This is a genomic window from Pleurocapsa sp. CCALA 161 (assembly GCF_003003995.1).
In the GTDB taxonomy this organism is placed as follows: domain Bacteria; phylum Cyanobacteriota; class Cyanobacteriia; order Cyanobacteriales; family Xenococcaceae; genus Waterburya.
Genome location: NZ_PVWF01000001.1, coordinates 1 through 20109 on the forward strand (window position 1 = coordinate 1; position 20109 = coordinate 20109).

Annotated in this window: 17 protein-coding genes and 1 pseudogene; 9 read left to right on the plus strand and 9 right to left on the minus strand. The window is 39.0% G+C overall.

The window, feature by feature from the left end:
• Positions 1-298, plus strand: a pseudogene (locus C7B62_RS00005) (hypothetical protein); the annotation flags it as partial.
• Positions 299-507: 209 nt separating this feature from the next.
• Positions 508-2361 (plus strand): biosynthetic-type acetolactate synthase large subunit, encoded by a 1854-nt coding sequence (gene ilvB / locus C7B62_RS00010; RefSeq protein WP_106232554.1) that lies wholly within the window; start codon positions 508-510, stop codon positions 2359-2361.
• Between the two features lie 71 nt (positions 2362-2432).
• Here ilvB and C7B62_RS00015 read toward each other — a convergent pair whose 3' ends face one another.
• The 3 genes from C7B62_RS00015 to C7B62_RS00025 all read right to left on the minus strand — a co-directional run bounded on the left by C7B62_RS00015 (position 2433) and on the right by C7B62_RS00025 (position 4983).
• A complete protein-coding gene (locus C7B62_RS00015) occupies positions 2433-3092 on the minus strand; it encodes a hypothetical protein (protein WP_106232555.1) in 660 nt (219 codons plus the stop codon).
• A 387-nt stretch (positions 3093-3479) separates the two neighbouring features.
• Positions 3480-4295: a hypothetical protein gene (locus C7B62_RS00020; RefSeq protein WP_106232556.1), complete on the minus strand. Its 816-nt coding sequence runs from the start codon at positions 4293-4295 to the stop codon at positions 3480-3482.
• A 34-nt stretch (positions 4296-4329) separates the two neighbouring features.
• Entirely contained in the window at positions 4330-4983 is a 654-nt protein-coding gene (locus tag C7B62_RS00025; protein WP_106232557.1) for a hypothetical protein, read from the minus strand.
• 662 nt (positions 4984-5645) lie between these two features.
• Between C7B62_RS00025 and C7B62_RS00035 the strand changes: the two genes are divergently transcribed.
• The 4 genes from C7B62_RS00035 to C7B62_RS00050 all read left to right on the plus strand — a co-directional run bounded on the left by C7B62_RS00035 (position 5646) and on the right by C7B62_RS00050 (position 8041).
• Complete coding sequence (locus C7B62_RS00035) at positions 5646-6419, plus strand: DUF1868 domain-containing protein (protein WP_146132031.1); 774 nt, start codon at positions 5646-5648, stop codon at positions 6417-6419.
• An 83-nt stretch (positions 6420-6502) separates the two neighbouring features.
• Positions 6503-7114, plus strand: a complete 612-nt coding sequence (locus C7B62_RS00040) for a precorrin-8X methylmutase (protein ID WP_106232559.1) — start codon at positions 6503-6505, stop codon at positions 7112-7114.
• A gap of 235 nt (positions 7115-7349) precedes the next feature.
• Entirely contained in the window at positions 7350-7619 is a 270-nt protein-coding gene (locus C7B62_RS00045) for a hypothetical protein (protein WP_106232560.1), read from the plus strand.
• The gene (locus C7B62_RS00050; RefSeq protein ID WP_106232561.1) at positions 7616-8041 is read left to right on the plus strand and encodes a PIN domain-containing protein; all 426 of its coding nucleotides are present in this window, start codon (positions 7616-7618) and stop codon (positions 8039-8041) included. Before C7B62_RS00045 ends, C7B62_RS00050 begins: the two co-directional genes overlap by 4 nt.
• 187 nt (positions 8042-8228) lie before the next feature.
• On the opposite strand, the gene C7B62_RS00055 is transcribed toward C7B62_RS00050, so the two are convergent.
• From C7B62_RS00055 to C7B62_RS00070, 4 genes are all read right to left on the minus strand, one after another.
• Complete coding sequence (locus C7B62_RS00055) at positions 8229-8777, minus strand: hypothetical protein (protein ID WP_106232562.1); 549 nt, start codon at positions 8775-8777, stop codon at positions 8229-8231.
• 13 nt (positions 8778-8790) lie between these two features.
• Entirely contained in the window at positions 8791-9138 is a 348-nt protein-coding gene (locus tag C7B62_RS00060; protein WP_106232563.1) for a hypothetical protein, read from the minus strand.
• Between the two features lie 26 nt (positions 9139-9164).
• Entirely contained in the window at positions 9165-10217 is a 1053-nt protein-coding gene (locus C7B62_RS00065) for a ParA family protein (RefSeq protein WP_106232564.1), read from the minus strand.
• Positions 10218-10480: 263 nt separating this feature from the next.
• A complete protein-coding gene (locus tag C7B62_RS00070) occupies positions 10481-10702 on the minus strand; it encodes a hypothetical protein (protein ID WP_199194002.1) in 222 nt (73 codons plus the stop codon).
• 122 nt (positions 10703-10824) lie between these two features.
• On the opposite strand from C7B62_RS00070, the gene C7B62_RS00075 reads away from it, so the two are divergent.
• Entirely contained in the window at positions 10825-13500 is a 2676-nt protein-coding gene (locus tag C7B62_RS00075; RefSeq protein ID WP_106232566.1) for an efflux RND transporter permease subunit, read from the plus strand.
• 106 nt (positions 13501-13606) lie between these two features.
• Here the strand turns inward: C7B62_RS00075 and C7B62_RS00080 are convergent, their stop codons facing one another.
• Positions 13607-14881, minus strand: a complete 1275-nt coding sequence (locus C7B62_RS00080; protein WP_106232666.1) for a glycosyltransferase family 1 protein — start codon at positions 14879-14881, stop codon at positions 13607-13609.
• A 359-nt stretch (positions 14882-15240) separates the two neighbouring features.
• On the minus strand, positions 15241-15672 hold the full coding sequence (dut, locus tag C7B62_RS00085; protein ID WP_106232567.1) for a dUTP diphosphatase: 432 nt from the start codon (positions 15670-15672) through the stop codon (positions 15241-15243).
• 62 nt (positions 15673-15734) lie between these two features.
• Here dut and C7B62_RS00090 point away from each other — a divergent pair, with 62 nt between their 5' ends.
• Together C7B62_RS00090 and bchH are read left to right on the plus strand one after the other, a co-directional pair.
• Entirely contained in the window at positions 15735-16151 is a 417-nt protein-coding gene (locus C7B62_RS00090; RefSeq protein WP_106232568.1) for a hypothetical protein, read from the plus strand.
• 101 nt (positions 16152-16252) lie between these two features.
• Complete coding sequence (gene bchH / locus C7B62_RS00095; protein ID WP_106232569.1) at positions 16253-20101, plus strand: magnesium chelatase subunit H; 3849 nt, start codon at positions 16253-16255, stop codon at positions 20099-20101.
• Positions 20102-20109 lie beyond the last annotated feature (8 nt).

Genomic DNA, 20109 nt, shown 5'->3' on the forward strand with positions numbered 1-20109 from the left:
GGCAGCTTGGGGGTGGCAGCTTGGGGGTGGCAAAATTAGTAATTTTATTGCTGTTGATGGCTGGGGGATGCCCTTAAGCGCAAATTTTCCTCTGCATCGTGTCAGTCACGATTATTTTACTCACTGGAGTTCCAGCATTTTAGGCGCAGGACAACAAGGTTTTTATGCCGATCCTGGAAGAGAACATTTAGAGTTATGGCGATCGCCACAAACCAGCTATGGATGGCGGATCATTGCTCCAGGACAGAAAACCCGCGATACTCTAGCCAATTATCTAGGTGATATCTTAAATTCATGACATTGTTAAGCAGTTAATAACTAGCCCAAAAACCACTATCCATCCTGTAAAGTGTGTATTTTTATATGTTTTACCAAGTGTCTACTCGACAGCAAAAGCAGTTTAATTTATATTAAAAAGCTTAACCGTAAAAATTAATCCTAGTTTTTGTTGCAGATTAGACTGCAAATTTTACAATAAAGAATAAGCAAGTCATACGGATAGCAAGCGTGGTATCTACAAGTATTCCCCAAAGTTCACAATCAATTCAGGCTTCACAACGTCGTACAGGGGCCTATGCCCTGATGGACAGTCTTCGTCTGCATGGTGTCAAGCATATTTTTGGCTACCCTGGTGGTGCCATTTTGCCAATTTACGATGAGCTATATCATTCGGAAGCCAGGGGCGAAGTGAAACATATTTTGGTGCGTCATGAACAGGCGGCAGCCCATGCAGCAGATGGTTATGCTCGCGCTACAGGCAAGGTGGGTGTGTGTTTTGCCACTTCAGGCCCTGGGGCAACTAATTTAGTCACAGGTATTGCCACCGCCCAGCTAGACTCTATTCCCCTGGTTATTATTACAGGGCAAGTGCCACTAGCAGCGATTGGCACTGATGCTTTTCAAGAAACAGATATTTTCGGCATAACCACTCCAATTGTCAAAAACTCTTATGTAGTGCGTCGCGCCCAGGATATGGCGAGAATTGTCGCCGAAGCATTTCATATCGCTAGCACGGGTCGTCCTGGTCCAGTATTGATTGATATACCCAAGGATGTGGGGATTGAGGAATGCGATTATGTTCCCGTATTGCCAGGGGAGACAAGTCTGCGGGGATACAAGCCTACAGTCAAAGGAAATCCCAGGCAGATCAATGCTGCTTTAAAGTTGATTTCCCAAGCAGAAAAGCCATTACTGTATGTAGGTGGCGGTGCAGTTGCTGCTGATGCTCATGCTCAAATCAAAGAACTAGCGGAAAAGTTTAAAATTCCCGTCACGACAACGTTAATGGGTTTGGGGTCTTTTGATGAACACAATCCTCTAGCGGTGGGAATGTTGGGAATGCACGGTACAGCCTATGCTAATTTTGCCGTGAGTGAATGCGATCTCCTCATTGCCCTGGGTGCTAGATTCGACGATCGCGTTACGGGTAAACTGGATGAGTTTGCCAATCGTGCCAAGGTAATTCATATTGATATTGACCCTGCCGAAGTTGGCAAAAATCGGACTCCTGATGTACCAATTGTCGGGGATGTGCGCAAGGTATTGGAGCAAATTTTAGACCGCGCCAAAGGTTCAGATTTTGCAGCTAAACCTAACCTGACGAAATCTTGGCTAGAAAAGATCGATCACTGGCGCAAGGAATATCCTTTAACCGCCCCTCACCCTGAACAGGGCTTATCTCCCCAGGAAGTAATTGTCGAACTAAATCATCAAGCGCCCCAAGCTTTTTATACTACTGATGTCGGTCAACACCAGATGTGGGCTGCCCAGTTTCTCAAAAATGGGCCTCGTCGCTGGATTTCCAGCGCTGGTTTAGGCACGATGGGCTATGGTTTACCCGCAGCCATGGGGGTAAAAGTTGCTATTCCCGATGAGGAAACCATCTGTATCAGTGGTGATGCTAGTTTTCAAATGAATCCCCAAGAGTTAGGAACTTTAGCGCAGTTTAACATCAACGTTAAAACCGTGATTATTAATAACGGTTGGCAGGGAATGGTGCGTCAGTGGCAGCAAAACTTTTTTGGTGAGCGCTATTCTTCTTCTAACATGGAAATCGGCGCGCCAGATTTTGTCATGTTGGCAGAGGCTTACGGCATCAAGGGGATGATAGTGCGCGAGCGAGATCGATTACCCAGCGCGATCGCCGAGATGCTTGCTCATGATGGGCCAGTCTTAATGGATGTTCGTGTTACCAAAGACGAAAATTGCTATCCTATGATTGCCCCTGGTAAGAGCAATGCTCACATGCTGGGTTTACCCCAAAAAGAACAGCCTGACGTTGAGTTTGTTAACTGTAACAATTGCGGTACTACCAATCCAATCGCCAACAAGTTTTGTCCTGAATGTGGCACTGGTTTATAGTTAGGTCTAAAATCAAATTTCTCCTAGGGGCGAACGGCTGTTTGCCCCTACATACTCAAAATAACTAGTGATTAATTAGCTTTTCTAGCTTTAAACTCTAGTAAGTTAACTTGATTTTGCAAATCTTTATTTTCAGTTTTTAAGACAGCAAGTTTCTTTTGCGCTCTATAAAAATGACCTTTATAAGCTCCCAAACTTTTATTGCTAACCCCTAACTTTTCCCGTCGTCTTACTTCCTGTTGATATTGGCGCTGAAGTTTATTATACGCCGTTTGCAGATCTTTTAAGCCACCTTTGCATTGAGATTTTAGCTGTTTTAATTCGCGATCTCGCGTCGCTACCATTTTATTTAAGCATTCTATTTTAACCAACATTTGCTTGTCAAAATTATTAGTTTTAACCTGCTTAATTAAACCTTGATAGCTATCATGAATCCATTCATGTTGAGCCTTAAAAGCCCGTCTAGTTGCTTCATATTTGACTGTATTTAAAACTGCTTCTTTATAAATTCCCTTATGTTTGCCTTTAATATCAATCAATAATCGGTCATAGTTCGTTGCGTTGTGGCGTAAACTATCACAATTAGCTTCAATATACTTAACGCGATCGCCTGTAGTAGAATTAATAATATAAGCTTCTGATCCTAGTCCTTGGGGTGGATGACAGACAATGCGATCTTTCCAACTTTGAATTACTTCCTCTAACGAAAATTGTTGGGTGTTAATACTCATTTGTATTTCAATTACTAAATAGTAGGTAATAGTTGGCAGCGATAAGCTGAGACTAAATAAAAGGCGTTGGAATCTAAAGTATGACGTACAAAATGTTTCTGTTCGTAGCTAAAAGCTAATAGCTTTTAGCTTTTTAAATTTAATGAAATATAATGATGTTAAAAAATCATATCTTGATTCACCAACGCCAATAAAACAATAAATATAAGTTAGCCAGACCATAGCAACGACAACCATCTATCCTATCTTGTTGAATTATGTGCTATGTAAGTCACGTCAGTTTTAACAAGCAAACTAGAAAACCGCCACTGTAATTACAGCAAGTCAAATAGTCTTTGATTAGTTATCAATTCAAAATTCAGATGATCAAAAGAAGATAAGGCTTTCTTAACTATATTTGATTTTTAGTAGCTTAATCTTGCCTTGAAGATCAATATCGTATTGTTCAAGTAATTGGCGATCGCTCTGGATCAGATTAATTTTATTTTGCGCTTTGATGAAGATATTTTTACAAGCCTGTAAGCTCTTATTTTGACTATCAATCTGTTGTTTATAAGTACAGCTTTTAACAAATTGAGTAATTAATCCTTTGTATTTAAGCTTGAGTTCCTGTAGTCCCTGATTTAATTCAGATTTAAGGCTGATAATTTCGCGATCGCATTTTTGTAGCTGTTGATTTAGTTGCGCGATCTGACGATTTTTTTGCTCAATTTCCGCCTCTTTTTGCTTTAAGAGAACATCGGCTTGAATTGCTGACAACTCTTCCTGATACTCACTCTTAATTACGGCGATCGCTTGATTTTGTTCGGCAATAATTTGTTTAAGATCATCAATTTCTGATGACTGCTGTTCTACCGTTAACTTCTTGTGTTCAATCAATGCTTGATAGCTAGATTGAATCCATTGGTGCTGTTTACGTACTACTCTTCTGGTTGCTTCATATTTGACACTATTCAAAATTGCTTCTTTTAAATAGCCATAATACTGCTCTTTAATCTTATTCAAAATTGAATTGTAGTTAGTACCTAAATGACGTAACTCATCACAGCTTGCTTGAATATAGTTAACTAGGCGACCATCTCTAGAATCCACAAAGTAAGCGCCGTAGCCTTCGCCTTGAGGAGAGAAACAAATAATCTGATCTTGCCAAGTTTGAACTATTATTTGTAGGCTATTTTGTTTTTCTATGGTGGAATCAATCATAGTAGCTAATAATAAATTTTAGTTGTTAATTGGCTTATTCAATCGGGCTATATTTAAGTAATTGGCTCAATTGATGTTGAGCTAAAAATTGTTCCAACCAAGCTCTTTTTAACAAATCTAAAGTAGAAGCCTGAGTTGCCAAAGTATACTCCCACTGCGCTCCTTTCCACCAGCTAATATAGCTTGATAAATCGTCATAGGCTTCTTCCACCGCTGTACTGCCTGTAAGTTGATGATAATTTTGCTGATGAATTGCCAAAATAAAAGCTTCAACATCTTGTTTAAATTTGGCAAATACTTGGGAATCTTTGGTTAAATTGTCGATCGCGTAAGCGCATTGTGACCAAGAAATTTTGGTACGAAAGTCGTACTGCTCGTGTTTAAAGATGGGAAAAGCCAATTTTAATTCCCTCAAACTGTCAACCTGCCCCAAAGTATAGGTTTTGGCTTTAATAATTCTCAGAGGAAAGCGATCTGGATGAGCCTGAATTTCCAGACAAGAAATAAACTCTAGATATTCATAATTTTTAATTGCCGTCAGTCTTTCCAAATCACTTTGAGACAATCCCAACTGCAAGCAGCGTTGATACTCCACCTCTAAAACTGGCAAAGCAGAATTTAATTTAACCGTCACTAACCCTGCGACCTGATATTGTTTTAATCTTCGTTGCAGGTCTATATATTTCATCTCTTAATCATGATTTAGGAACTAAAGTTGAGCGCTCAGAATTAAAATTAACCAACTTATCAGGTATAACTTCAAAACTTATGGGTTAGCAACTTATTGGTTTTCAACTTGAAACTCTAAGCCAAAAAATAATCAGTGAGTTTCAGGCGATCGGGTAAAATAACAAATAATCAACCATAAAAAACAAATTTTACAGGAGATCTTCAATGGGTGGCGCGATCGCATTTTTACTAATCATTGGTTTGTATACAGGAATTGCTTCTGGTTTATATTTAGGTTTACGCAAGTTCGACATCATTTAATTTAACCAGTCTTCTACCGCTAGTGAGTAGGAGGGCAAATTAATTAGAAGATGCTTTGATAGGGAGTTAGGGAATTAGGGAAGTAAAAAATAGAGATAGCTAACCAATTGCCCTCAAAATCTATTTTGTCTTTGATTTGATATTTAATTCCACCTACTTACGTATCTAAAAGAGCATCGTTAGACCTGACGGTGCTTTTTATGTGCAGTTTACTCAGGGATTTAGACATAATAGACAGAGCAAAGCTAATCTCACAAAATTGGGGTGAAATTCTTGGGCAGAGACGGCACAATTAAGAAGCAAAGTTGCTTGCTAATGCTGGGTCATTATCGAATTCAATAAAATTAGAGGTAAGTTAGGTTGGACGAATCATATCAAGAATATATTAATCGAGTTGCGCGGTTAACTCTACCGAGCGCCTGTGCCTTACAGCTTCAGGGTATTCAGCAATCACCTAAATTTGTCGATGGCAAAGCCGTATCATTTCCAGGCTACAGCGTGATTACTCCTCCCGCAGCGGAGGACGATGTCAACCAGCGCTTTTATCAGCAGCTAGAAACTCTACAACGACAATTATTTGATGGTTTGGGACAAAATTTCTTTATTCCTCTACCAACGACAAGTTTTCATTTCACCCTAGCCGATTTAATTTGGGATGAAAGCTATCGTCAGGTAGTTAAAGACAATCCTAATTTTGATCGAGAATTGCAGCAGCAGGTTGCAGCTAGTATGAATGAGTATCAGGCAGAGTGGGATCATCAGCCGATCTCTTGGCAGTTGTGGGGCGTAATCACCAGACCAAGAGCAATTATGGCTTGCCTAGTGCCAAAAGATCAAAACAGCTATCAATCAGTAATCAAGCTACGTCGCGCCCTCTATCAGAATGCAGGAATTATTGGCTTGGGTGTTGAGCAACAGTATGACCTAACGGCACATATTACTTTAGGCTATTTCGATCATATTCCCGACAGCTTAAATCGCGATCGCCTTTGTATCGTCATGTCACAGATTAATGATCGACTGATCGAAAGCGAGTTGCCAGAGTTTACTCTCAAACAGGCCGAATTAAGAAAATTTGAAGATATGATTCACTACAACCGTGAGTCAGATTGGGCGGTAGTTAACTTTGATTAGTTTAGTGAGTTTAATTGTTCCCGAACAGTCGGGACAAAGTTTTAGTCTCTTAAATAAAATCATCGAGATCATTACTAAATTAATTGAGTAAACTAAATCATCCAATTGTCGAACAAAGCTTTGCAATTATTGACCGCGAGGTGGGAAAACATCAGCTTAATCCCCAAGAATATGCTCTTGCTCGCCGAGTAATTCATGCTACGGCCGATTTTGAGTATTTGAATTTATTATGCTTTAGCTCTGGAGCGATCGCTGCTGGGATTCGCCATCTACAACAGGGAATACCAATTGTGACGGATGTAACCATGGTTAAGCAGGGCATCACCAGTCTTGTCAGCCAAACATTTAATAATCCCATTATTAGTGCAGTTGAGCAAGCAAAAAGAGCCGAAGCTGGCAAAACTCGAACCGAGACAGGTATGCTGCGGTGTTGTTCAAAATATCCCCAGGCTATTTATCTAATTGGCAATGCGCCGACAGCACTATTAGCTTTATGCCAAGAGATAACTCATTCTGCAATCAAGCCAGCGCTCGTTATTGGTGTACCCGTGGGCTTTGTTGCTGTGATTGAAGCTAAACAAGCCTTAATTGAACAAGATGTCCCATACATTACGATCAAAGGGAGAAAAGGTGGTTCTCCCGCAGCCGCTGCAATACTCAATGCCCTGCTAATTTTGGCAGCAGAAATGCAATAAGCTGTAGTGACTTGAGTACGTTCTTATTCAAATCAAGATTATTCCTATTGCTATGCCTAGAATCTTAACTCCAAGTCAACTGGTGGAAGAAGTTGATCTCGTAGAATGAGTTGAGGGCGTAGCGAAGCCATGCCGAAGGCTTATCACCACAACATATATTTTTACTTTAAATGCGATCGCGTAGTTAGCCTAAGGCATCGTTTAAAATTAGAATGTGTAAACATCTCGCACTCCTATGCAAGCGTACAAACTAACAGGAAAAATTGATTACTCTGGTAAATTAGTTATTACCGAGCCTACTAATCTTAAACCTGGCGATGTAGAAGTTATTATTTTACAGTCAGCTACAATAGAAAACAAATTTATCAATGATGAACAAATAAAACAACGTCCATCAAAAGTGAAAATATTTCAAGACTGGTTTGCTAAGACTGAGCCAATATCTTCTGATTTTACGTCCGATGATGCTAAGTGGGATTATTTAAAAGAAAAGCATAACCTGTGAAAGTTTTATTGGACACCAATGTAATTCTAGACTTTGCACTAGAACGTTACCCGTGGTTTGCAGACAGCGAACAGATTATCTATTTTGCTGAACAGAAACAGATTCTAGGTTATGTTTCAGCCTCTACTATCAGCGATATTTATTACATAATTAGAAAAAGCAAAAGTAAAGAACTTGCTTTAGAGTTTCTGCTCAATCTTTCTATTTTTTGCCAAATTGCTGCTGTTGATAGTTCAGTAATATCTATGGCACTAAATGTTAACTTTAAAGATTTTGAAGACGCAATTCAATACAGTACTGCGATGATGAATGGTTTAAATATTATCGTTACTCGTAATCCTCAAGATTTTCCTGTTTCCATACCTACAATCTTAACTCCAAGTCAACTGATTAAAGAAGTTGAACTTAATCTCGTAGATTGAGTTCAACAATGAAAAATGAATAAGTTTAGAGCGATCGCAATAGTGGATATCTTTACGTTGATTGCGTAGCAAAGCCATGCCATTAGGTTTTTCGCTCTAAGTAACGAAATTTAATTCTTGAACAAAATCAAAATTATTGTGTGTTGGGCTTCAATCTTTAACCTAATCTAAGATGTCGGCGATCGCACTACAGATCAGCGATCACTAAAAAATCTTTTATTTTCGGTAGCGTCTTGTCACCAATACCACATCGTTGTTTGGTTAAAAAATTAAGGCTGGTAATTTTATTTTTTTTTCTATATTCAACTATTGATTTAGCTGCTTCTTTAGGCTTAATAGTACTCACCCCATATTTCTGAGTTTTAATATATTCCAGCACTTCCACAATATCTTTTTCTAATGCAGTAAGAATTGGCAGCCGAATAATTTTTCCTGATTCAACTAAAACTTGATTCAGCATTTGATTGTTGATAACAATACACCAAACAAAATTTAAGTTTGCTTTTTTTGCTGCTTCTAGTATTTGGGTATTTTCAATTGCTTTGTAGTTATCCTCTGAAACAAGTTCAACCATTACAGGCAAAATATTTTTACCTGTAGTTTCCATCTGTTTAGCTAAATTTTTAATTAATGCTGGATGTGCGTCGGATTTACCTTGAACAAATTTACTAGGTATGCGTAGAATACGACCAAGTTCAATATCTAAAAGAGATTCGTTTTCTGTAAAAAGTGCCATAATTTAATACCTCTTAATTATCTATAAAATGATGACCGAGAAAAATTTCATCTGCTAACTGTTTATAAAGTTTAGTGATTGGAGAATTTTGCCAACAGATAACAGGTAAGTGTTTATATTCAGCTAATTTGGTTTGAGCATAAATTGCTAATCTAGTCTGACATTGATAACCTGTAAATCCTTTATTTTTTAGTTCTTGTTGAATACATTTTTCAAGTTGAGAGTCTGATGCGACACCAGGAGGACAATTACTAAATACTATTCCCAAATTCCAAGGACCAATATGTAAGTAATTTTGCTTAACTCTATTTTGTCTAATAGTCAAAGCATCTTTTTGATATAGATCTACAGCATGATGCAATGTCTTTTTACTGTAGTCTGAAGGAATTAAAAAGTATCACAAGAAAGAAGTGTTGCAATTGTTAAAGGATCACTAGCTGGAGATATATCTATAAAAATATAGTCGTAATCTTCAGTAAATAATTTAATTATTTTTTGGAATAATTGTATTTTTTCACGTTGATCATATTCGGTTGCATTAGTTTTAAATTTCTCTTGAGATTTTTGTTCACCTGGGAGAATAGATAAAGCAAAAGATTTTTTATCTGTAGTGCGATAATTACGAATTTGAACAGTATCATCAAGAATCTGTTTGGCATCATCTAAATGACCCGCTTGAATTTTTTTCAAAGATAGTTCTAGATACTCTGAATAATTTTTAGGTTCTAATCCTAAAGCTCTAGTTAAATCATTTTGTGTATCTAAATCGAGTAATAAAACTTTTTTGCCTTCTAATGCTAAGACTGAAGCTAAGTTAAGCGTATTAGTGGTTTTGGCGACTCCTCCTTTGCGATTCCAGATAGCACTAACTAATGCTTTGGGTTTTCCATATAAGCAATATTCTAATTGCTGCATTAATTCAGGAATAGTTGATTCTGTCATTCTTTGAATTGGTGTTAATGGCAAAATTAAACCATCAACTCGTCGCCAAAGTTGAAAAAAGTCACCATTAAAAACTAATCCGTAAGAAGCTAAACGATTAGGATCGATATTATTGTTACTTTTATTTAGGTATTGTTTGATGCCATTTTCTATTGGAGAATCCTTATAGCCTACAGCATTTTTATATAGTTGATGTTTTTGACATTCATCAATAAAGTCTTGATCATCAACAGTTGCTAAACTTGATACACGTTTTTTTATTTCGATTACCAAAGCTGGAGGTTTATCTAAATTTGGATAAATTAGTCTATCTGGTTTTAATCCCGATCCTATACCCAAGTGAATATTTAATATTTGACTAATTTCAAGATTTAAAGATAAAAGTAATGGTTGAATAAAGTTAAGTTCTAAATTTTGTTCCGCGTAATCATTCGGAAGACTTTTCCAAATTTGAATTATATTATCGTAAGATATTTTATTTAAAGTAGTTGCTAGCATGAGGATAAATTTGAAGTGTAATATACTCAATATTCCCCAAACTCAAATTAAAGTAACCAAAAAATAGATTAAAAATAATTTAACTAGATCGAAACAGAAGTAATACTGTAATTAAGTATTCATTTTCTAAAAACTATGAAGGTTTTGGTATATCTAAACGATCATCAATTCTGGCTGCGATCGCCTTTTGGATCGCGATCGCTATAAATACTTAATCTCTGCAATTGCTGACATTAAAATAAACATGATTTGGGAGTGAGAAACTACACTAAATATAAAACTGCTTTTTTACCTAAAACACTAAGTGTTAGTTTAAGTTCATCTTTCAGGTTACGTACAATCTTCAACTTATCTCCATAATAGAGAGTTACATGGCTACCTTTACTGCGCTTTCTATCAACACGAGATTCAAGACCATTGACTTTTGCTAATTTTTTGACTTTTTTAACAAACTCATTCCCTCTCATTGTCACATTTTCGGACATTAATGTCCGAAGTGATTGAAGATTTAGAATATGATGTAGGAGATACGATATCAGTATTATTTGGTGAACGTGATGATTCTCTTTCTGCGAGAATAGCGGTTAGACTACCTGTTTAATCTCTGATGTTTAAAAAACCGCAGTTTAATCTTTCTCGTTTAGCAATCGAACATTCCCGTTTAACCATCGCCTTTTGGATTGCGATCGCTGTTGCGGGTTTATTTGCCTTTAGTTCGCTCAAATATTCTTTGTTTCCGACGGTGAACTTTCCTGTGGTGGTAATTCGCGCCCAGGCTGAGACAAGCACAGTTTTAGCGACGGAAACGCAGCTAACTAAACCGATCGAGACAGCTTTAGCTGATACCCCAGGATTGGCACAGCTTTATTCTTCGACTTATTTAGGACAGACAGTAGTTAATCTTCTGCTAGATACCGATATAGATATCCAAGCGGCTACTGCTACGGTGGATAGCAAACTCAAGCAATTATCTTTACCCCCGACAACTGATTTAGATATCATTCCTTTTAACCTCAATGAAACTAGCGCGATTAGCTATATAGTTACCGATCAAGAGGACGATTTAGGCAATTTAAACCAGATAGCTAGTACAGAAATTGCACCGGTGATTGAAAAATTATCAGGAGTAGCACGAGTAGATATTTTGGGTAATGCCGATTATGGTGAATTTAATCCAGATCTTCCCACTGCTAACAACACTTTAATTCATTTTAATGGACAAGAAGCGATCGCTTTTCAGGTAATTAAACAGGGAGATGCTAATACTCTAGAAGTTGTTAAACAGGTAGAACAACAGATAGCTCAACTCCAAGAGAGTTTACCCAATCTTCAGTTGATTTTAGCCGAAACCTCCGCAGGCTATATCCGCGATAGCACCCAAGCAACGATTGATGCTTTATGGGGGGCGGTAGTATTGGCAATTTTGATTATTTTTCCCTTCTTACATAATCTTAAGGCAACTCTAATTACTGCGGTGGCTATTCCTATTTCACTATTAGGAACATTTATTGTCATGGCAATCGCGGGCTATAACCTAGAAACTCTCACCCTGCTAGCTTTAGCTTTAGCAATTGGTATTATTGTCGATGATGCGATCGTCGAGATCGAAAATATCATGCGTCATCTAGAAGAGGGTAAAACTATTCGTGAAGCTGCTTTTGCTGCCACTACAGAAATTGGCTTTACGGCTTCAGTGGCGACTTTAACCATTGTGGCGGTGTTTCTGCCTATTGGTTTGATGGGTGGTACTTTAGGGCAATTTTTCCGCCCTTTTGGCATTACCATTTCCGCTGCGGTATTAACTTCTTTGTTGGCAGCCCGTACACTCTCCCCTGTATTAGCAGTATATTGGCTTGATTCTAGGGGAGTTAGGACTCAAAATAATCTTGAAGAGCGAGGCTTTGTTACTAACAGTTATCATAATTTATTGCAGTGGGCATTAAATCATCGTCGTGCCGTAATTGGTATTGCTGTAGGCAGTTTTATCGCGGGAATTGCCTTAATTCCTCTGATTCCCCAAGGTTTTATTCCCCAACTAGATCGAGGGGAATTTAAGATTGTTTATACAACTCCATTACCTAAAATCGCAGGGACAAATAGCAATTCACTCTCTCAAGGTGTTACGAGTCAGAAAAAAGAATCCGTAGGGGAAAATGCTCATTCGCCCTCCAAAAGTAATTTTAGTTGGTTAACTAGTCTTGCGCGATCGCCTGAGCGAATTTTATTACGTAAAACGATTAAAGTTGGACAGGAATTAGAACAGGTAGTTTTAAAGCATCCTGATGTGGAATCTGTATATACAATTGCTGGGTTAAGGGGTGAACCAAATAAGGGCAAGATCTATATTAAACTCAAAAATGAGCGCAGTTTAACTACTAGCCAAGTACAGGCAGAAATTCGACAGCAATTACCTTCTATTCCCCAGGGTGTAGTTAGTGTCGAGGATATTCCCTTCGTGGAAACTGGGGAAGATCCTTCGTTTAAGGTGGCTTTAGAGGGCGAAAATATTGAGCAATTAAGGAAGAGTGCGATCGCTTTTCAATCAGAAATCCAAAAGTTACCAGGGTTTGAAGATGTACGGATTGATGGAGTTAACGAACCTTTAGATAAGGTGATTCATTTAGACCAAAAACGAGTAGCCTATATCAATGCTAATTTAAGCGTAAATCAGGGTATTGGTGATGCTACAGCTGAAGCTCAGGCGATCGCTAGCCAAATTTTACCTCCTGAAATTACTTTTGATTTAGAGGGAGATTCCGCTCGCTCTAAGAAAATTTTGGGAGAATTTGCTATTACACTTACTCTAGCTTTAATTTGTATGCTGACAGTGCTTTATTTCCCCTTCCGTCGCTGGTTAGAACCGATGGTAATTGGTTTATCTTTGCCCTTATCAATCGTCGGGGCAATGCTAGCTTTACTGATGACTCAAAGTGATTTTGGCATGATCTCTTTGATCGGCTTAATTTTTCTGTTAGGCTTATTGGACAAAAACGCGATCCTACTCCTCGATTATATTAATCAACTACGTACTGCTGGAGTAGAACGCACTGAAGCCATTCTGCAAACTGGAGTCTTACGTCTACGCCCAATTATCATGACCACCTTCTCAACCATTTTAGGGATGCTGCCAATTGCTCTGGGTTTGGGTGCAGGGGCAGAATTACGTCAACCAATGGCGGTAGGAATTATTGGCGGGTTAATTACTTCGTCTCTACTTAGTTTAATCGTTGTCCCTGTACTGTATACTTTACTGGAAGATCGAGGAGTAAAAAAAAGGCTGTAAATATATTGTCAGACAAAAATAGAGAGATAAATTATATCTCCCTAATCACACAATATTTTGTACCAATGTAATGTGTCCTTCAAACTCTTTTATGTCTCAGCAATGCTTAAACAGCAGAAACCAGTAGTCCTAATTCTGCACAAAGCTTGTTTAACTCAACCATATACTGCTGATCTAGTTGGGTGGCTACACCATCCCAGCTAAACTTATCTTCAACTCTTTTGCGAGCATTTTCACTTAGCTCTTGACGCCATTGATCATCAGCCAAAATTGAATCAATACCTTTGGCAAAAGCCACCTCGTCTTGAGGTGGCACTAATAACCCTGTCTTGTAATCATCTACTGAGAATTTTAAACCACCCACATTAGATGCTACTACTGGAGTGCGGGAAGCCATTGCCTCGATCGCCACTAAACCAAAGGGTTCATAATGACTAGGAACAACGCAAATATCCGCAGCAGCATAATAGCTGGCTAGATCTTCATGTTTAACTCGACCCACAAATTCGGTAATATCTTGAATACCTAATTCTTCGACAAGTTCACCGATGCGATCTCTTTCCATGCCGTCTTTTTCGCCTGGGGTACTACCACCCACGATCATTAGCTTAAGATTTTCGTGACGTTTAACTTCGTCTCGGGCGATCGCTCTTACTAAAGTTTCAATACCTTTGCGTTCGTCAAAACGCCCTGCATACATGACTACTTTTGCGTCCGCATCTACCCCAATCTTAGCTCGACCCGAAACCTGATCCACGCTTCCGAAGCAGTCAATATTAGTACCGCAAGGAATAACCATAATGTTACCCTTTTTCGATACTAGCGATCGCATGTGTTCTTCTTCTTGGGGTGAAGTGGCGATAATCATGTCTGCGTTTTCCAGACATTCTTTTTCTACCCGCAGACGCGTTTTAGCAATTAAAGGAATAGTATTAATGGAACGATATTTGACTGCTCCCAACGAGTGGTATGTGTGTAGATGTTGTATGGATTGGCGTTTTTTGATTGCCATCCCCACCCATGCGGAGAGCCAGTAATTAGTATGGACAATAGGATAAATAGTTCTTTGTTGATGTTGGTAGTTGAAAAACTCTTCAACAAATTCTGGTAAATAGTTAAATATTTTTTGCCGGGCAATAAACTTTTCTGGCCCTGCTGTTAAGCGAATCGTCCGACAGTTTGAATTATGCTCGACAATTTTCTCTTGGTTGGCATCGCTACAGCGAGTGAACATATCTACTTGCCAACCTTGGCGAGATAACGCTTCTCCAACTTGTCTTACGTAAACATTCTGTCCACCTGCTTCTTCCTTTCCAATATCTACGGCAGGATCTCCATGAACAGAGATTAAAGCAATTTTTCCTCGACTTTTAGGTAACATGATTTTGGGAATTTTTTTGTTTATCAAAGGCTTTAGCTTAATGTACATTAACATTATATCATAGCGCATCTTTCCTTCGTCTGAGATACGTTTTATTCCGTATCTTTCCCCAGTTATAGCTCTTTAGTTGTAGATGAGCCGTATATCTTAATACTTTTTTAAGAAATGCTTAAATACCGCAAATATTTCAAATATTAATCAATTCCTTACCAACAATCACCTTTTAGGGTAATCAAAAATATATTTTGCTTATCTATTTGAATGCTGTTTTAGTATTAATCAGAGTCTTTTATCTGCAAATTCGTGAGCTTAATGCTACTTAATGAACTCTTGAAGTTAATACATATCATAATAACAACTTATGTACTGCCAGTGCTTCCAAAGCCTTTATTTGCTCGAGAAGTACTATCTAAATCCTGAGTAACTATTAGATTGGTTTGAATAAATGAGGCGACAACCATTTGTGCTACCTTCATCCCTGGGATAATTTGAAACGATTTTTTCCCATGATTAATTAGAATAATACCGATCTCTCCTCGGTATCCAGCATCAATTGTGCCAGGGGAATTTAAGACAGTAATTGAATGTTTCAAAGCTAGTCCGCTACGAGGACGGATTTGTGCTTCATACCCATCAGGAAGGGCGATCGCAATACCAGTTTTGATTAACTTAGCTTCACCAGGTAAAATCTCTATCTGTTCAATCGCAAATAAATCTAGCCCAGCATCCCCTGGGTGGGCATAATGAGGAATAATTGCTGATGGATGAAGTTGCTGAATTTTGAGTTCCATAGATTCTTGTTCTAAATGTTTGAACAGGTGTTTAAATAAAGATTTACGCAAGGAGATTGAACATGAACGCATCAGAGAGGGCTAAAAGTTTAGACACTGCTACTAAAATTGCCTCTGTTGTGACCTTGTTCAAAGCACAATTTCCCGATGCCAAAGCAGATCTCAAGCCCTGGAAAAACGATCCAGATACTCGCAAATTGGTCGATCCTGACTCGATTGATATTGGCTTTCATTTTCCTGGCTGGAGTAGACGTTATCAAAGCAATAGTATTTTAGTGCAGATCCGTTTCTACCAAGATCCCAGCGAAAAAGCAGAGAAATTTATTGGCGTGGAAACTTGTGGCTTTAGTCATGTAGGTCAAGCTTGGAAATTTTCAACTATAGACAGTTGGCAATTTGTTGGTCAACATCAGCCAGCCCAGGATGCAGAAAAACAGCTTAAATTGTTTTGTCGCCAAGTATTTGAGTTATTTAATTAATCTGCGTAATCTTACCTTTTTGCCCTAGACGACATTTATGCGGAAATTTCTTTACAATCTTAGATAAGCATATATAAAGAAAACTTTAAGAACCTTGGTGTATGAAACGGATCGTCTTGATTGCGGGATTTGAATCTTTTAACGCCAACCTGTATCGTCAGGCTGCATCGATGGCGATGGCGCGTTGTGAGAAATTAGAAATCATGGTTTTTAGCGATCGCGACATCACGACAGACCCTGCTAAGGTAGAAACTGCGCTACAGTCGGCAGATGTTTTCTTTAGTAGTTTAATCTTTGATTACGATCAAGTTATCTGGTTGCGGGAAAGAGTTAAAGATATTCCCATCAGGCTAGTATTTGAGTCAGCTTTAGAATTAATGAGTTTGACGCAGTTGGGTAAATTTGTCATTGGGGATAAGCCAAAGGGAATGCCCAAACCAGTTAAATTTATTCTCAGTAAGTTTGGTAACGACAAGGAAGAAGATAAGCTGGCTGGCTATATTAGCTTTCTCAAAACAGGGCCTAAATTACTTAAATATATTCCAGGTAAGAAAGTCCAGGATCTACGTAACTGGCTGATTATTTATGGTTATTGGAACGCAGGGGGGACAGAGAATGTTGCTTCCATGTGTTGGATTTTAGCAGAGAAATATCTCGGTTTAACCGTTGGCGAAATTCCTCAACCAATTGAAACCCCCAATATGGGTTTATTACATCCCGAATATCAAGGTTATTTCACCTCACCCCAAGATTATTTAAATTGGTATCAAAACCACGTAGCCCCAAAGGACTTGTCCCGCTTAGTTGGGGATACCGCTTCGCATAGGGCGTTTCGCGAAACGCCCCTACCAGTAATCGGCATATTGTTATATCGCAAACATGTCATTACCAAACAATCTTATATTCCTCAGTTAATTAAACATTTCGCCTCCCAGGGATTAATTCCCCTACCGATATTTATCAATGGCGTAGAAGGTCATGTGGCGGTTAGAGATTGGATGACGACGACCTACGAACAGGAACAAAGACAGCAGGGTAATAAAGAAATCCTGTCTTTAAAAGATGATGCGGCTAAGGTAGATGCGATTGTATCTACCATTGGCTTTCCCCTGGTAGGAGGGCCAGCAGGTTCAATGGCAGCAGGCAGACAGGTAGAAGTAGCTAAAAGAATACTAACTGCTAAAAACATACCTTATGTAGTTGCTGCACCACTGCTAATTCAAGATATTCATTCTTGGACTCGTCAAGGTATTGGCGGTTTACAAAGCGTGGTGCTATATTCCCTGCCCGAATTAGATGGGGCGATCGATACTGTGCCATTAGGTGGTTTAGTAGGAGAAAATATTTATCTTGTACCTGAAAGACTATCTCGTCTGACTGGTAGACTCAAAAACTGGATTAGCTTACGGCATACTCCCACACCAACTAGAAAGCTGGCGGTAATTTTATATAACTTCCCTCCTGGTTATGGTGCAACAGGAACAGCAGCATTATTAAATGTCCCCAAGAGTTTACTTAACTTTCTTCAAGCATTAAAAGCCCAAGGTTATGACGTAGGAGAATTACCCCAAGACGGAGAAGAAATAATTAAACAGGTCAAAGAAGCCGACGAATCTACTACTCCAGTTAATCAGGTAAATGTTCGTACTTTAGAAAAATGGTTGGGTTATCTACAAACCCATAGAGTAGAAAAACAATGGCAGTCTCTGACAGGGACAGGACTTAAAACCTACGGGGACGAATTTCAAATTGGCGGTATTCAATTTGGTAATGTTTGGATAGGAGTACAACCGCCTTTAGGAATAGCAGGAGATCCTATGCGGTTGATGTTTGAAAAAGATTTAACTCCCCATCCTCAATACACCGCTTTTTATAAATGGTTGCAAAATGAATATCAAGCGGATGCAGTAGTTCACTTCGGAATGCACGGAACAGTAGAATGGCTACCTGGTTCGCCTTTAGGTAATACAGGCTATTCTTGGTCGGATATTTTATTAGGGGATATTCCTAACCTCTATATCTATGCAGCCAATAATCCTTCAGAATCTATTTTGGCAAAACGTAGGGGTTATGGGGTTTTAGTATCTCATAATGTTCCTCCTTATGGACGCGCTGGTTTATATAAAGAATTAATCGCGCTACGGGAATTAATTGGGGAATATCGTGAAGATCCAGAAAAGAATACTGCCCTCAGAGACATTATTTGTCAAAAAATCGTTGATGCGGGACTAGAAAAAGACTGTAAGTTTGCAGAGGGCTTAAAACAGGGTATTGATTTTACGCTGGAGAATGCCAAGCTATTTAGTAAAAATGTGATGAACCAATATTTTGTTCAGGTATATGAATACTTGCAAGTATTGGAACAACGATTATTTTCTTCTGGGTTGCATGTTTTGGGGCAAAAGCCAACAGAAGAACAGTTAAGGTCATATTTAGAAGCGTATTTTGATGGTGGGTTGTCGGAGGATGAGATTGAGGGAATTATCTCGCGCGAAGACAAGGACACGCATTTTGAGGAAGCCTCAAAATCGCGAGATGTCCGCGCAAAGACGCAAGTTAGGGGCGGTTCGCGAAGCGAAGCTAGTCCTTTAGGGCGAACCGCCCGTACTGGGGGCGAAAAGCTTTCGCCCGAATTGTCAGAAGCAGTAAAAATTAGAGATTTGTTGGTACAGAATACCGATGAGATGACCAATCTGTTACGGGGTTTAAATGGTGAATACATACCCCCTGCCCCTGGTGGGGATTTGTTGCGTGATGGTAGTGGAGTCTTACCAACAGGTCGTAATATTCATGCTTTAGATCCCTATCGAATGCCTTCCCCTGCGGCCTTTGAACGAGGTAAAGAAATTGCCAGAAAGATTATTCAACAAAATTTAGAGGAGAAAGGGGCTTATCCCGAAACTGTAGCGGTGATGCTGTGGGGATTAGATGCAATTAAAACCAAAGGAGAGTCTTTGGGTATTTTACTAGAGTTAGTTGGTGCTGAACCCGTTAAAGAAGGTACGGGAAGAATTGTCCGCTACGAATTAAAGCCTGTTGCAGAAGTAGGACATCCTCGCATTGATGTATTAGCTAACCTATCGGGTATCTTCCGCGATACCTTTGTCAATATTATTGAGTTACTAGACGATTTATTTAGAAGGGCAGCAGAAGCGGAGGAAACAGAAGAAAACAACTATATTCGTAAGCATTGTTTAGCAATAGAAGCTCAAGGCGTAGAAAATGCCAGTGCCAGGCTTTTTTCTAACCCTGCGGGGGATTTTGGATCTTTAGTTAACGATCGCGTAGTAGATAGTAACTGGGAATCTAGTGATGAACTTGCCGATACTTGGAAAAACCGCAATGTCTTTAGTTATGGACGCAAAGATAAAGGACAGGCTAGACCTGAAATACTGACTCAGTTATTAGAGACAAGCAGTCAAATTATTCAGGAAATAGATTCCGTAGAATATGGTTTAACCGATATTCAAGAATATTATGGCAACACTGGCGGATTAAAACTAGCAGCGGAGAAACAAAGTGGTAAAGAAGTAGAAGCATCCTTTGTGGAAAGTTTTTCTAAAGATACTAATCCCCGCAAGTTAAAAGATCTACTCCGCATGGAATATCGCACCAAGTTGCTCAATCCCAAATGGGCAGCAGCAATGGCAGATCAAGGTTCTGGTGGTGCATATGAAATCTCCCAACGGATGACAGCGCTAATCGGCTGGGGTGGTACAGCGAATTTTAAAGATGACTGGGTATATGACCAAGCAGTTGATACTTATGCCTTAGATGCAGAAATGGCAAATAAACTAAGGGAAGCCAATCCTGAAGCCTTCCGTAATATTGTCGCACGAGCGATCGAAGCTCAAGGAAGGGGTTTATGGAATGCGGATGAGGAGAAATTGGAGAAGTTACGGGAGTTGTATGAGTCTACTGAGGATGAATTAGAAGGGGTTACTGTTTAATTGACAAT